16 protein-coding genes are annotated in these 14436 nt (G+C 40.2%); all 16 read left to right on the forward strand.

Annotated features, from left to right (window positions below):
- Positions 1 to 2 precede the first annotated feature (2 nt).
- The 16 genes from VB083_RS03410 (at position 3) to nusA (ending at position 14426) form a co-directional block, all read left to right on the forward strand.
- On the forward strand, positions 3 to 644 hold the full coding sequence (locus VB083_RS03410) for a V-type ATP synthase subunit E (protein WP_213690140.1): 642 nt from the start codon (positions 3 to 5) through the stop codon (positions 642 to 644).
- A complete protein-coding gene (locus VB083_RS03415) occupies positions 601 to 1647 on the forward strand; it encodes a V-type ATPase subunit (protein WP_213690139.1) in 1047 nt (348 codons plus the stop codon). Before VB083_RS03410 ends, VB083_RS03415 begins: the two co-directional genes overlap by 44 nt.
- A 26-nt stretch (positions 1648 to 1673) precedes the next feature.
- Positions 1674 to 1940 carry a cell division protein gene (locus VB083_RS03420; protein WP_213690138.1) on the forward strand — a complete coding sequence of 89 codons (267 nt, stop codon included), beginning with the start codon at positions 1674 to 1676 and terminating at the stop codon, positions 1938 to 1940.
- 10 nt (positions 1941 to 1950) lie between these two features.
- A complete protein-coding gene (locus VB083_RS03425; RefSeq protein WP_213695628.1) occupies positions 1951 to 3717 on the forward strand; it encodes a V-type ATP synthase subunit A in 1767 nt (588 codons plus the stop codon).
- Positions 3714 to 5093, forward strand: coding sequence for a V-type ATP synthase subunit B (locus tag VB083_RS03430; protein WP_213690136.1), 1380 nt, complete (start codon positions 3714 to 3716; stop codon positions 5091 to 5093). The genes VB083_RS03425 and VB083_RS03430 overlap by 4 nt, the downstream gene beginning before the upstream one ends.
- Positions 5086 to 5739: a V-type ATP synthase subunit D gene (locus VB083_RS03435; protein WP_307880032.1), complete on the forward strand. Its 654-nt coding sequence runs from the start codon at positions 5086 to 5088 to the stop codon at positions 5737 to 5739. Before VB083_RS03430 ends, VB083_RS03435 begins: the two co-directional genes overlap by 8 nt.
- Positions 5740 to 5744: 5 nt before the next feature.
- Entirely contained in the window at positions 5745 to 6209 is a 465-nt protein-coding gene (locus VB083_RS03440) for a 23S rRNA (pseudouridine(1915)-N(3))-methyltransferase RlmH (protein ID WP_213690135.1), read from the forward strand.
- Positions 6184 to 6546: a YbaB/EbfC family nucleoid-associated protein gene (locus tag VB083_RS03445; RefSeq protein ID WP_213690134.1), complete on the forward strand. Its 363-nt coding sequence runs from the start codon at positions 6184 to 6186 to the stop codon at positions 6544 to 6546. Before VB083_RS03440 ends, VB083_RS03445 begins: the two co-directional genes overlap by 26 nt.
- Position 6547: 1 nt before the next feature.
- Positions 6548 to 7168 carry a recombination mediator RecR gene (gene recR / locus VB083_RS03450; protein ID WP_213690133.1) on the forward strand — a complete coding sequence of 207 codons (621 nt, stop codon included), beginning with the start codon at positions 6548 to 6550 and terminating at the stop codon, positions 7166 to 7168.
- Positions 7169 to 7176: 8 nt separating this feature from the next.
- Entirely contained in the window at positions 7177 to 8349 is a 1173-nt protein-coding gene (locus VB083_RS03455; protein WP_213695627.1) for a PIN/TRAM domain-containing protein, read from the forward strand.
- Positions 8346 to 9551, forward strand: coding sequence for a 2-C-methyl-D-erythritol 2,4-cyclodiphosphate synthase (ispF, locus tag VB083_RS03460; RefSeq protein ID WP_213695626.1), 1206 nt, complete (start codon positions 8346 to 8348; stop codon positions 9549 to 9551). Before VB083_RS03455 ends, ispF begins: the two co-directional genes overlap by 4 nt.
- Positions 9551 to 10960 carry a glutamate--tRNA ligase gene (gene gltX, locus VB083_RS03465; protein WP_213695625.1) on the forward strand — a complete coding sequence of 470 codons (1410 nt, stop codon included), beginning with the start codon at positions 9551 to 9553 and terminating at the stop codon, positions 10958 to 10960. The genes ispF and gltX overlap by 1 nt, the downstream gene beginning before the upstream one ends.
- A 25-nt stretch (positions 10961 to 10985) precedes the next feature.
- Positions 10986 to 12461 (forward strand): IMP dehydrogenase, encoded by a 1476-nt coding sequence (gene guaB, locus VB083_RS03470; protein ID WP_213695624.1) that lies wholly within the window; start codon positions 10986 to 10988, stop codon positions 12459 to 12461.
- Between the two features lie 12 nt (positions 12462 to 12473).
- Positions 12474 to 12662 carry a hypothetical protein gene (locus tag VB083_RS03475; protein WP_213690128.1) on the forward strand — a complete coding sequence of 63 codons (189 nt, stop codon included), beginning with the start codon at positions 12474 to 12476 and terminating at the stop codon, positions 12660 to 12662.
- Positions 12663 to 12811: 149 nt separating this feature from the next.
- Positions 12812 to 13294, forward strand: coding sequence for a ribosome maturation factor RimP (rimP, locus tag VB083_RS03480; protein ID WP_213690127.1), 483 nt, complete (start codon positions 12812 to 12814; stop codon positions 13292 to 13294).
- A gap of 43 nt (positions 13295 to 13337) precedes the next feature.
- Complete coding sequence (nusA, locus tag VB083_RS03485) at positions 13338 to 14426, forward strand: transcription termination factor NusA (RefSeq protein WP_213690126.1); 1089 nt, start codon at positions 13338 to 13340, stop codon at positions 14424 to 14426.
- The last annotated feature ends 10 nt before the right edge of the window (positions 14427 to 14436 follow it).

Below are 14436 nucleotides of genomic sequence, written 5' to 3' on the forward strand. Positions count from 1 at the left end.
TCTTGGGAGATTTAGTAGCGAGCCAGAATTTGGCCCAATTTATGGATGCTCTGCGAAAAGAACACGAAGAAAGAATCGAAACTTTAAAAAAACAGGTCGAAAATGATATTGCTGATGCTATCTCGCTTCGCCGTAGAAGTGTCGAAAAGCGTATTGTCGAGATTCGATCTGCACATGATTTAGAAGCAGAAAGATTATTTCAGCGGAATCAACAGAACATCTGTAATCAATTGCGAAAGGATTTTTTTGTTGAATATAATCGCTTAGCGTCAGAAATAGAGATGCAGGTAGAAACTGAACTTAAAGAGCTTAAACGCCAACCAGCAAAATATAAAAAGGTTATGGAAAGCATGTTGAATGAAGCTCTTTCTGTTTGTCCTGCTCCATGTGATGTTATCGTTCACCCCGGGGATGAACCTTTTTTCAATCAAAAGAAAGAGGTTCGCACCGTGAAAGTTGATACAGCCTTAGAATCATGGGGTGGCTGTATAGTTATGTCAGAAAAGGGTGACTTTATTGTTGATAACACCTTCAAAACAAGATGGGAAAAGCTTGCGCCCTCTATCATTAGGAAATTTGCGATACAAGTTGGGCAGATTCTTGGGAAAACTGAGCTTCTCTCACGAAAATTACGGTTATCTTAACGCCTGCCTTCGAGGGAGAGTTTCTCGCCTTTTTAAAACAGATGATTATGAAACTATCGCTCGTGGTGACCTAAAGGCTTTTGAACAATTTTTGCTAGAAAGTCCTTATGCTGAGAGTTTTCGCCAAAAGTTGGTAACACTTCGAAGTGGAACACTGCGACGAATAGAATCGGCGATAGCTCGTGAAGTTTCTCTCCAATTGCGTTTTCTTGGAGATACGGCGCAAGGGGAAGCAAAAGACCTTTTAGGAGTAATTTTAGCCCGTTCTGACCTAATGAACGGGCGGCTTCTTTTGCGCGCTCTATACACTGACAGTAAACATGGAGAAGAACCACAATGGCATGATTATGGGAACTTATCAGCAAACTTCTACAGTGATATATGGCAGAATACAGCAACAGCAACGGATATTATCTCTCGATGTCGGATACAAGCCCATCCATACGCTCTTGCTTTAAGCTCTTCTTTTGTGGAACTTGAACGGACAAAAGATCTCATGAAAGCAGAAAGAGTATTACTAACATCAATGCTTAAGCTTTTTCAGGAGAATGTAAATAAATATTCTTCCAGCAATAGTACTATCCTTTGTGAGTATCTCGGACGATCTATAGATATGTGGAATCTTGGTATATGGCTTCGGCAACGCTCGGGCTTTATTCCATCTGAGACAGCTTTAAAACTATATCTTCAAAATGGCCAATGGCTTACTATTAAAAAATTATCTCAAGCTACAGTTTTGATGGAGCTTGTACATCAGACTCCATGGCAAGCAATTATTAGAGCTATTGAGAATAGCACTCCTCAAGAATTTCAGCGCGCACTGTTTGTTCAATTTATAAAATGGCAAGCTGATCTTTTTCGAGCTAATCCTCTTGGCGTCGAAGTGGGAATGGGATATATAGCCAAATACATTATTGAATGGCAGAATTTAAATCTTTTATCTGTTGGAATCTCAATGGGGTTACCGGAAAAAGAACTTTTATCTCGTCTTATTCCAGTTTAAAGTTAACTTGAAGGACGTGGTTATAAATGGTTACGCAAGAAAAAAGAGCTATAGCCGTAGGTTCGCAGTTATTTGTAGATCTCTGGAGTCTCGAAGGTTTTGAAGGAATTATATGTGAGAACCCTTCGGAGATACATGTTGTTTATCGAGAATTACTTGATGAATCTATAGCTTTTATTATTGCGGAAGAGACATGGTTTAGAAATCTGCCCGATAATTACAGAAAACGATTTGAAAAAATGCAAAATCCTGTTTGGATACCTTTCCCATCGTTACAGATAGAAACGGACTGAGGTGAAAATAATGAGTACACCTTCTTCTGGAATTATAACTGGTATATCTGGTCCTGTTATACGTGCTTTTATTCATGCGCCAGTTAAGATGTTTGAAGTTGCTTACGTAGGAAAAAGCAAACTTCTCGGTGAAGTTATCAGAATCCAGGAAGAATATGTAGATATACAAGTTTATGAAGATACTGGTGGAGTTGCTAAAGGGGAACCTGTTTCTTTTACAGGTGAACTTTTAGCCGTGGATTTAGGCCCTGGTATTCTTAGCAGCGTACTTGATGGAATAGGTCGTCCATTAAAAGTATTAGGGAAAGATAATATTTACCTTCAAAAAGGAATACACCTTGCAACTATAGATTTTAAGAAAAAATGGCACTTTATCCCTTTAGTCAAAGCGGGCGATAGAGTTGAATCGGGATCGTTTCTTGGATATGTCATAGAAGGTTCTTATTTACGCCACACTATTATGGCTCCTCCCGGTACTCGTTCGTCAACTGTTCTTTGGGTTGCTTCAGAAGGGGAATATACTGTAGAAGAAAGAATATGCCATCTTGATACTGGCGAAGAATTATCCATGAAGCAACGATGGGAAGTTCGCCATGCGCGGCCTGTATTAAATAGACTTCCTTTCGATAAACCACTCTTAACTGGACAACGGATTCTTGACACGCTATTTCCTATTGCTATAGGAGGAGCCGCAGTACTTCCTGGAGGCTTTGGCACAGGGAAAACAGTGACTCAACAGTCATTGGCTAAATGGTGTAATGCTGACATTATCGTCTATATAGGTTGTGGAGAACGGGGAAATGAGATGACAGAAGTTCTTGAAGAATTTCCAGAGCTTACAGATCCATTTCATGACGCTCCTCTTATGGAACGAATGGTACTTATTGCAAATACTTCTAACATGCCTGTTGCTGCGCGCGAAGCCAGTATCTATCTTGGTATGACGTTGGCAGAATATTTTAGAGACATGGGGTATAACGTTGCTATAATGGCAGATTCTACCTCTCGATGGGCAGAAGCACTCAGAGAAATAGGGGGAAGGCTTGAAGAAATGCCCGGGGAAGAGGGATATCCCGCATACCTGGGAACCCGCCTTGCGCAATATTACGAACGGGCAGGTAGAGCGACATTGTTGGGATTCCCCGAACGAGAAGGTTCTGTAACTGTTATTAATGCAGTATCACCTCCAGGAGGAGATTTTTCTGAACCTGTCACTCAGGCAAGTCTCCGCTTATCCGGTGCCTTTTGGGGGCTTGATAAGCGTTTAGCTCAACAACGTCATTTCCCAGCGATAAATTGGCAACAAAGTTATACTCTTTATGACGACAGCCTAGCTCCAGTTTTTGAAAAAGAATTAGGTCCCGAATGGAAAAAACTGAAAAGTTATTTAAAAGGAATGCTTGATCGAGAAAAAGTTCTTACAGACCTTGTTCAGCTTGTAGGTCGGGATGGCCTTTCTGAGAAAGATAAATGGTTATTGGCTCAAGTTGAAACGATAAAAGTTGTATATTTGCAGCAAAATGCTTTTAGCGATATAGACGCAAGCTGTTCTATGAAAAAACAGCTTATGCTCCTTAAATTATTACACAGTCTTGATGATATGGTTCAAGGGAGAATAGAATCAGGTTTGCTCTATGATCAAATAACAGATTTTCCCTTGAGAGTAGAACTTTTACGATTGCGAGAAGTTTCTGAAAAAGATATGGAACAACGATATGAATTATGGTTGAAAAACTTTGATGCAAAGCTCAATAGTTTGGTGGTGGTTCCTGAATGAAGCTCTTTTTAGAAGGTTATCGTTCCATTTCAGAAATAGCAGGACCGCTTATTTTTGTCTCTGGCATACGTGAAGCAGGTTATGCTGAACTTGTTCGTATAGAAACACCAACAGGTGTTCGATCTGGCCAAATATTACAAATACAAGATGATATTTGTGTTGTTCAGGTTTTTGATGGGACAATGGGACTCAATGCAGGACAAACTACAGTATGGCTTGATCGTGATGTTGTTAAAATGCCAGTGGGACTATCGCTTATCGGGCAAGTCCTTAACGGGAGAGGTCGTCCTATGGATGGCACATCTCTTACATTCGTCGACAAAGAACTCCCCATAACAGGTATGCCTATTAATCCCGTTCGCAGAACAAGTCCGAATGCTTATGTTGAAACAGGCATATCGACAATAGATATTATGAACACGTTAGTGAGAGGACAAAAGTTGCCAATTTTCTCTGGTTCGGGACTTCCTGCCAATGAGATTGCTGCTCAAATTGTGCAACAAGCACGTGTTCCCGGACGCGAATCTGAATTTCTTGTTATCTTTGCAGCAATGGGAATCACAAGAAGAGAAGCACGTTACTTTATAGATACTTTTGAAGCAACTGGCGCCATAAATAATGGTATTTTCTTTATGAACCTTGCAAGTGACTCAGCTGTTGAAAGATTATTGACGCCTCGTATGGCCTTAACAGCCGCTGAATATTTTGCTTTTGAAAAAGGCTACGATGTTCTCGTTGTTATGACAGATATGCTGTATTATTGCGAATCTCTTCGAGAAATAAGTGCTGCGCGAGAAGAAGTTCCTGGACGACGCGGTTACCCAGGATATATGTACTCAGATTTGGCTGAAATTTATGAAAGAGCCGGCTGTGTTGAAAATTGTTCGGGAAGTGTTACGCAAATTCCTATTATTACGATGCCTGATGATGATATGACCCATCCTGTTGTTGACCTGTCAGGCTATATAACAGAAGGACAGATTGTTCTTGATAGAGGACTTCATGACAGAGGTGCATATCCTCCCATCAATGTTCTTCCCAGTTTGAGTCGATTAATGAATAAAGGGATTGGTAAGGGAAAGACATTCGATTATCATAGATCTCTTGCAGATCAGTTATACGCTTCATATGCCAAGGCACAAGAGCTTTCGCGCCTTCGATTAATAGTAGGCGACGACGGACTTACTGAAACAGAACACCTCTATTTGAAATTTGGAGAAAAATTTGAGAAAAGTTTTGTCGATCAGAGGGTGACCCATCGGACAATAGCAGAATCAGTTGAAATAGCTTGGCAATGTCTTGCTGAACTGCCTCCAAGGGAACTCTATCGACTTCCAGAACACTATATAACAGAAAAGCTGGGAACCCATGAGTAAGGGGATTCGACCACCAACAAGAGAACAGTTGCTGGATATTCGTCGTCAAATGACTACGGTTCAATATGGGAAGCAGCTTTTAGAGAAAAAAAGAGATGCATTGCTACGTGCTTTAGAAGAAGATCGTCGAAATTTTAAAAAGCTTGATGCCCTTTTCAGAGAACATATAAAGCGTATTTCCTTTGTTTATACTTTAGTCCGAATGTACGAGGGGCAATCTGTTATGCAACTGTTGAAACCTGATGTTGGAAGTTTGAGAGTAACTTCAGAGCGGCATACTCTCATGGGATGCCGTTTTGCTCAATTTAAGCGAATTGAAGACCGTCGTTTTTCCTTATCAGGCTTAACATATGATCCGGCGATGACATCTCTCTATCTTGACGAACTTCTCGACGAAATGAAAAAAGTAGAAAATAAAATATGGACATACATTAATTTAAAGGCTAAACTAACTTCTTTAGAAAAAGAACTATCTAAAACTATGATGAAGATAAATACTCTTCAATACAATCTGCTTCCTGAACTGCAAGAAGAAGAGAGCAGAATTCGTGATATTTTGTCAGAAAGAGAACGCCAAGAGCGTTATGCAATAAAAAAATTATCTAAAAAGAAAAAAAATAAAGTTTATTCTCTTCCACAGAAGTGATTCAAATGAAAGTTGTTATAATAGTGGTGAGCCAACCAAAAAACCGGAACATTGCAGATTTAATATCCGGATATATGAAGCGTTGTCGTCCGTATATTCCTCTGGAGCTAGAATATGTACCAGAGGCTCGTGGTGTCTCTTTGGCAGAGAAAGCTAGAGAACAGGAATCAGATGCTCTTTTAAAACGGATAAAAGAACGCGACTATCTTGTCTTATTAGATGAAAAAGGGCAAGAGTTTACCAGTCCCACCTTTTCTCAATGGTTCTATAAACGAGTAGGGGAAGTAAGGGGGAGACTGGTATTTGTTATTGGCGGTGCATATGGAGTGTCAGAGAGAGTGAAAGAACGTAGCCAAGAGAAAATATCACTTTCTCAATTGACGTTTCCTCATGAATTGTGTTTACTTTTTCTTACGGAACAGGTATATCGGGCTATCGCTATTCATGAGAGAATGTCGTATCATCATTAATCATTTTGATAAAGGGGAGTTATGTGTTATGAAAATGGATAAAATTATGAAGCAAGCTCAGAAAATGCAGGCTCAAATGATGAGAATACAAGAAGAACTTGCCCAGGAAAGAGTAGAAGGTAATGCAGGGGGCGGAATGGTCACAGTAGTCGCCAATGGGCAAGGGGATATTGTCTCTGTAAAAATTGAAAAGGAAGTTGTCAATCCTGATGATATTGAGATGCTTGAAGATCTTGTTCTTGCGGCAGTTTCTGATGCTCTTAAAAATAGCAGAGAGTTAGCAAACGCAAGGATGGGGCAAGTATCTGGTGCACTTGGAGCATTGGGGTTAATGTAACGTGGCACTTCCAGAGTCACTGTTACAACTTGTTACGCTTTTAAAACGCTTGCCGGGAGTTGGAGAAAAAAGTGCCCGGAGGATGGCTTTTTATATTATTCAGCAGCCAGCTTCTTTCTCTGAGGAACTGGCTGCTTCTCTCCATGGTTTAAAAGACCGCTTATATGAGTGTTCCCAGTGTGGAAATATTACTGACGTCGACCCGTGCGCTATTTGTACAGATCCGTTTCGTGAAAAAAATATTCTCTGCGTAGTTGAATCTGCTGAAGATTTGTTAAGTATGGAGCAAGCTGGAATTTACAATGGTTTATACCATGTATTAAGAGGGAAGATATCTCCTCTTGACGGAGAAGACTTACCCCCTTCGGAGTATGAACGTTTAAGAGAGCGTATTATACGTACTCGAGTTCAAGAAGTCATAATAGCAACTAACCCTCGAGTTGAAGGTGATTTGACATTCTATTCCCTTCTCTCGGAACTTGAAAATCTTGACATTAAAATCAGTCGCTTAGCCTATGGACTTCCCGTAGGCGGCAGTATAGAATTTGCCGACAGGATTACATTGCATGCAGCCTTTGAATCTCGTGTGGATGTGAAGAAGAGTATAAATAAGAGGAGGTGAGAGGATTCATGGCTGATGGTTTTGGAAGTGTTATACGAAGAGCATGTAGAATTCTTGTAATGTTGTTTTTTGGGATAGCTGGATATCAACTTGCAATGTTATTTATCCCATTTATTCCAGCACCCTTATCTGAGTCTGTTCGTGCATGGCTACCAGTTTGGCTAGCAAAACAGATGTTTTTCGTTATGGGGTGTGTCGCAGTATTTGCCCTCATAGGATGGGCTATTACGCCTTTACTTCTTAAAGGACTTGGCTTTATAGGGGCCTTATTTGAATTTCACCTTAAAAATTTGAGTTGGCAAGATATTTCTTCTGCTATTTTAGGCCTTATCGTCGGTTTGCTGATCGCAAATCTCATAGCGGTTCCTTTTTTTGATCTGCCTGTAGGAAGTTATATCGCTGTGGTTCTCAATATTGTTCTTGGATATCTTGGAGCAAGAATTTTTTGGAAGAGGCAAGAAGATATCCGAGGTGTTTTTAATTTAGGAGCCCTTAAGGAGCGCCTTTCAACTAAGAAATTTCGTAATAAAAAAGGGTTACCAACTGAAGAAATTGAAGAAGAATGGTGCGCTCCGAGAAAAATACTCGATACAAGTGTCATTATTGATGGGCGAATTCTCGACATTGCAAGAACAGGATTTATGGAAGGAGTCCTAGTTTTACCGCGTTTTGTACTGTTAGAGCTTCAAGCCGTTGCAGACTCCACAGATCCAGCTCGTAGAACTCGTGGGCGAAGAGGACTAGATGTGGTAAATGAATTGCAAAAACTTTCTACCCTTGAAGTAGAGATAATGGAAACTACTTTAAAACAATTAAAGGTTGATACCGTAGATAGTGGCCTTGTTGCGTTAGCCCAGCAAATAAGCGGAGAAATCTTAACAACGGATTATAACCTTAATAAGATTGCTCAGATTCAGGGAGTAATCGTTTTGAACGTCAATGATCTCGCGAATGCCTTAAAACCGATGCTTTTACCAGGCGAATCCATTATTGTCGATGTAATTAGAGAAGGGAAAGAGCCTCATCAAGGAGTCGGCTATCTTGACGATGGAACAATGCTTGTTGTTGAAGATGGAGAAGATTATGTTGGTAAACGTGTAGAAGTTGTTGTTACTTCTATGCTTCAGACGTCTGCAGGACGTATGGTCTTTGGACGAATACGCCGTGAGGTTCGGGCATGAGCGCAATAAAAGAGAAAAAAATAAAACGATTTTCTTTTATTATAGCGGCAGCAGGTTTGGGAGAGCGCATGGGTGGCTCTCCCAAACAATTTCGTAATCTTGGAGAAAAACCTCTTTGGCAATGGAGCCTTTCCGTTACAGAAGAACTTTTAGAAGAGAAAAAAATAAATGAAGTTATTGTTGTTGTTCCTGGTTTTGCCGTAGAAAGAGTAAAAAAAGAAGTAGCAAAAATTACTCGGTTCCCGTTATGTTATGTTGTAATAGCCGGAGGAACAACACGAACAGAATCTGTTAAAAAAGCCTTGAAATCGGCTCATGAAGAGTTTGTTCTTATACATGATGCTGCAAGACCCTTTCTATCCGTCAAATTATGCGAAAGAATAATGGACACTGTTTCTTCAGAACATGGTGTCATTCCGGTTCTTCCTGTAACAGATGCTCTGAAAAAAATAGAGAGACTTGAAAAAAATATTATGGTATCTTCTGTATCTAGAGATAAAATGTATCGGACACAAACCCCTCAAGCCTTTCCTCGAGCGACTTTACTGGAAATGTTGAAAGACAATGTGTCATATAAAGATGAAGCTGAGGTGTGGGTAAAGTCAAAGTGTTTGTTAGAAACAGTGGAAGGTGATTCACTGAATATGAAAATGACATATCCTGATGATTTTAAAATTGCAGAAATTCTTGTTGAAAGAAAAAAAGAATACCGAACAGGTCATGGTTTTGACATCCATCCTCTCGTGCCTTCAAGAATTTTGATTTTAGGAGGGGTTCCTATTGATTCTCCTTTAGGGCTTGACGGATATTCTGATGGGGATGTTTTAACTCATACAGTAATGGATGCTTTATTAGGTGCAGCTGGACTTCCTGATATAGGCAGAATCTTCCCTGCAAATGATCCTATATATAAAGATGCTTATTCGTTTGAGCTGCTCCAAGAAGTTCTCGCCCTTCTTCAAAAAGAAAACTGGAAAATTGAATGGATAGACGTTACCCTACAAGCCCAAGTTCCACATTTAGCTCCGTATATTGACGTCATTATCCAGAAACTTGAAAGTGCTTTTGCGCAAATTCAAGAACAAAAGAATATAATACATATCAAAATAAAATCAGGAGAACATATTGGGCCGGTTGGACGCGCTGAATGTATGATGTGTTCGGCAGTTGCAACTCTTTCTCGTAACGGGAGGTTACATTAATGATTCGAACTCGATTTGCACCTTCTCCGACAGGATTACTCCATATAGGGGGAGCAAGAACAGCTCTCTTTAATTGGTTGTTTGCGAAAAAAAATGGAGGAGAATTTATTTTACGAATAGAAGATACTGACCAAGAACGATCTCGGCAAGAATATACCGATATGATTTATGAAGATATGTCATGGTTGGGATTAGTTCCTGACGAAAGCCCCTGGAATGGCGGCGAATGTGGGCCTTATATTCAAAGTGAACGAAGAGATATTTATGAACATTATCTTGCAATCTTAAAAGAAACTGGAGCTGTATATCCCTGTTTCTGCTCCCCGGAACAACTGGAAGAGGATCGTAAGATACAGCTGCAAAATGGAAACCCTCCTCGATATAATGGCCGTTGCAGATCTCTTACAACAGAAGAAATTGACAAGAGAATTTCTAGTGGAGAGCGCCCGTGTTGGCGTTTCGCTGTTCCTGATTCAGGAACTTTTATTTTAAAAGATATAGTTCATGGTGACATTTCCTTTAACTATTCCGAAATAGGTGATTTTATAGTAGAAAGGTCAGATGGTTGGCCTACATATCTTTTTACAGCAGCTCTAGATGACGCCCTTATGCATATTACTCATGTCATACGGGGCGACGAACATATAAAAAATGCTGTTCTTCAGACGCTGATACAAGAAAATTTAGGGTTGGGTTCTCCATTATATGGACATGTTCCGATGATAATAAGCATTGATAGACAAAAGTTAAGTAAACGAACTGGAGCCCAATCTGTTAGAGAGTTTAGAGAAAAAGGTTTTTTACCAGAAGCACTCATTGCCTATCTTTCTACTCTGAGTTGGTCTGCAGATGCTTCCGTAAATCTTCTATCGCAAAAAGAAATAATTGATGCATTCTCTATAGATCATGTTTCATCATCTTCGCCAGTTCATGATGAAACACATTTAAACTATTGGCAAACTGAAGCTTTGCGTGCAAGAGGAGCACAGTGGATGTTTAATGAACTTGTAAGATTAAACCCTTCAATTCCTTCTCTTGTTGAAGGAATGAATAAAAATTTCGTTATTTTGTTGCTTGAAGATATTTCTGGGGGTTGCCTTACGCCTCATGACGTTTTAGAATCTTCCAAATGGCTTTTTGCCTCGCCAGATTCGTTTCATGAGAATAAAAGTATTTCACCTGATTGGATGCCAGAGATTATTAATGTCCTTCGCGAAATAACTGAATGGGAACCAAGTGTCCTCGATAAAACTCTTAGAAGCTGGCAAAAAGAAAAGGGGCTAAAAGGGAAAGAATTTTTCCATCCATTGAGACTTCTTCTCTCAGGAGAAGAAAAGGGGCCAGCTATCCCCTTGGAAATGGCAGCGTTGGGTAAAGAGAATACTATCCAACGACTAGGAAAAGCATAGAGAAATAGAAAGAGGAGGTTCTTTAATGTCTATTGAAACCAAATTTGTACCCTATGAGGGTTTTACTTTTGATGATGTGTTGCTTGTCCCTGGATATAGTGAAGTCGTTCCTGCTAACGTAGATGTAAAATCATACATCACGCCGGATATCCAGGTTAATGCTCCTATTTGTAGTGCTGCTATGGACACAGTTACAGATGGTAGGCTTGCTATAGCTATAGCACGTGAAGGTGGCGTAGGTATTGTTCATAGAAATATGCCCTTTGATAGGCAGGCAAAAGAAGTAGACATGGTCAAAAGATCAGAAGCAGGAGTTATTGTTGATCCTTTCTTTCTTCACCCAGAGGATAAAGTCAAAGAAGCATTGGAATTGATGGAGCATTATCACATTTCTGGAGTTCCAATAGTAGACAATAACCAAAAGCTCGTAGGAATTATCACAAACAGAGACCTCCGTTTCGTAACAAATTATGAACAGGATATTTCTGCTATCATGACTCATGAGCATTTAGTAACAGCTCCCGAAGGAACCACTCTTGAAGAAGCTAAAGATATTCTTATGAAACATAAAATTGAGAAATTACCCCTCGTCGATAAAGAACAGAAATTAAAAGGACTCATCACAATAAAAGATATCCAAAAGGTAAAGGATTTTCCAAACGCATGTAAAGATCTTCACGGACGTCTTCGTGTAGGAGCAGCTGTAGGTTCCAGCAGAGATGTTTTCGATAGGGTAGAAGCTCTCGTTAGAAGTGGAGTAGATATTATCGTTGTTGATACAGCGCACGGACATTCTTCAAAAGTTCTTCAGACAGTAAGAGATATACGAAAAAAATATAAAGACTTGCCTCTTATCGGTGGTAACATTGCTACTGCAGAAGCAGCAGAAGCTTTAATTGACGCTGGAGTTGATGCAGTAAAGGTTGGAGTAGGACCTGGTTCCATATGTACCACCCGTGTTATTGCTGGCATTGGTGTTCCACAGCTTTCTGCTGTCTTTAACGTTTCTCAGGTAGCCCACGCCCGAGGAAGAAAAGTAATAGCAGATGGTGGAATTCGTTATTCAGGAGACATTGTAAAAGCTTTAGCTGGTGGCGCAGATACTGTAATGATAGGATCTCTGTTTGCAGGAACAGAGGAAAGCCCCGGCGAGGTTGTAATTTATAGAGGACGCTCATTTAAAGGCTATCGCGGAATGGGATCATTGGGTGCAATGAAAAATGGATGCAGCAAAGATCGCTATTTCCAAGAATCAGCAACAAGTGAGAAGCTGGTTCCAGAAGGAATTGAAGGTCTTGCCCCTCATAAAGGTCCTATAGCTGGCGTTGTTTACCAACTTGTTGGTGGATTGCGTGCCGGAATGGGATATGTTGGAGCAAAAACAATAGAGGATTTACATAAAATTGCTCGATTTGTTAAAATAACACCAGCGGCTGTAAAAGAAAGCCACCCTCACGATGTAGTCGTGACCAAGGAGGCCCCTAATTACTGGATTGAATAGAAGGTGTCTATTATGTATGTTTGCAGGATTTTAGATCGTGATAAGAAAGCTTTAACTACATATTGGGAAGGTGTTCTTGAGCTTCCAAATTTGATCGAAGAAGTCCTTGCAGATAGACTGCTAAAAGATAACAACATTGAAGAATATGAAGCTTCCCTCCCTGATTGGTGGGGAACATTCATAGGCGAAAATTATTTATAGAGTTGTAAGAAAACCATAAAACATGTTATACTAAGCAGGAGTACATGGTGAGAGGGAAGTTATGCGTGGTTATTACCAAAGAGTGGGTTTGTCCCACTCTTTGTTTTTTGTGTAACTCTCGGCCTCTAGCTCTAAAAGGAGGAAAGGTTATGGCAGAGCCTGCGTTTAAAAAAGAAGATTTATCCATTTCTCTTCGCCATATTGTAGAAAATCTAGGATATGAATGCGTCGGCATTGTTTTCGCAAAAGAATCAAATAATCTTTACATCAAAGTCTATCTCGACGTTCTCGGTGGAATAACGGTAAAAGATTGTGAAACAGTTTCTCGTAGTCTAAGCCACTTTCTTGATGAACATGATTCTGCTCTTCCTAATCGTTATTTCTTAGAAGTGGGTTCAGCAGGTTTAGACAGGCCGCTTTTCACACTCGACGACTACGCGCGTTTTGAAGGGAAAAAAGCAAAAATTCGTTGCCTTCCAATAAAAGAAGGGCGAAAGCGCTTTAAGGGAATAATAAGTTCCGTAAACAAGGAGAAACAGAGTATATTGATCCAACTTGATGATTCAACAGAAGAAGAGGAAATACAGTTTGATCTTATTCAAAAAGGGAACCTTGTTTACGAAGGAGAGTAATAAATAACAACAGATGGGGAATTGTTAGAGGAGGAGGAGAAATATGCAGCTTGGGCGTGATTTCGTCCGTGCATTAAAACAGCTAACTGCGGAACGGGGATTGACTGCTGAGGTAATAGCATCTAGCCTCGAAGCAGCACTTATTTCTGCGTACAAAAAATATCAGGGCGGAGACCAAAATGTCGAGGTTCATATAGACCTTGATAGCGGAAACGTTTCCATCTGTGAAGTACGGCTCATAGTTGACGATGTCGTTAATCCTGACACCGAAATATCAATTGAAAAAGTTCGTGAACTTGGTTATACAGATGTAGAAGTTAACGAATATATTAGAATCGAAAGAAATCCCGAGAATTTTGGCCGCATAGCTGCCCAAACGGCACGGCAGGTAATCATACAAAAATTAAAAGACGCAGAACGTCAGATTATTTTCGAAGAATTTTCTGGCAAGGTTGGAGATCTTGTTAACGGAATTATTTTTAAATCGGAAAATGATCAGGTACTTGTTCGTCTTAATGATCGCACAGAAGCTATTTTACCGCGCGAAGAGCGCATTATAAACGAACGCTATATACCTGGCGAACGACTTAAATTTTACCTGCTTGATGTTAGACAGACAACTCGTGGACCGAGAATAGTAGTTTCACGAACACACCCGGGGTTGCTCAGAACATTACTCGAACTTGAAGTGCCTGAAATACAGGAAGGCATTATTGAAATTAAGGGTATTGTACGGGAAGCAGGTACGAGAGCTAAAGTGGCAGTTCAAACGCTTGATAGCAATGTCGATCCTGTGGGCGCATGTGTCGGGAGCAATGGTGCTCGAATCAAGTCTATCAGTCAGGAGCTTTCAGGTGAAAAGATTGATGTTATTATATGGAACAGCGATCCGTTAATCTTCATACGTAATTCGCTTTCACCTGCAAAAATAGTCAAGATTGAGCCTGTTCTTGAGCAGGATAAGGCAGTTACAGTCTATGCTCGACCTGATCAACTCTCTCTTGCTATTGGAAAAGCTGGCCAAAATGTTCGGTTAGCAGCACGATTAACAAGCTGGAAAATCGATATTAAGGCACTTGAACCGGAACGTATGCCTACGCTTCAAGATATTTTTCAGGATATTATAGATTAAGAGGTGTTGC

The organism is Aminobacterium sp., from assembly GCF_034926885.1.
Taxonomy (GTDB): Bacteria; Synergistota; Synergistia; order Synergistales; family Aminobacteriaceae; genus Aminobacterium.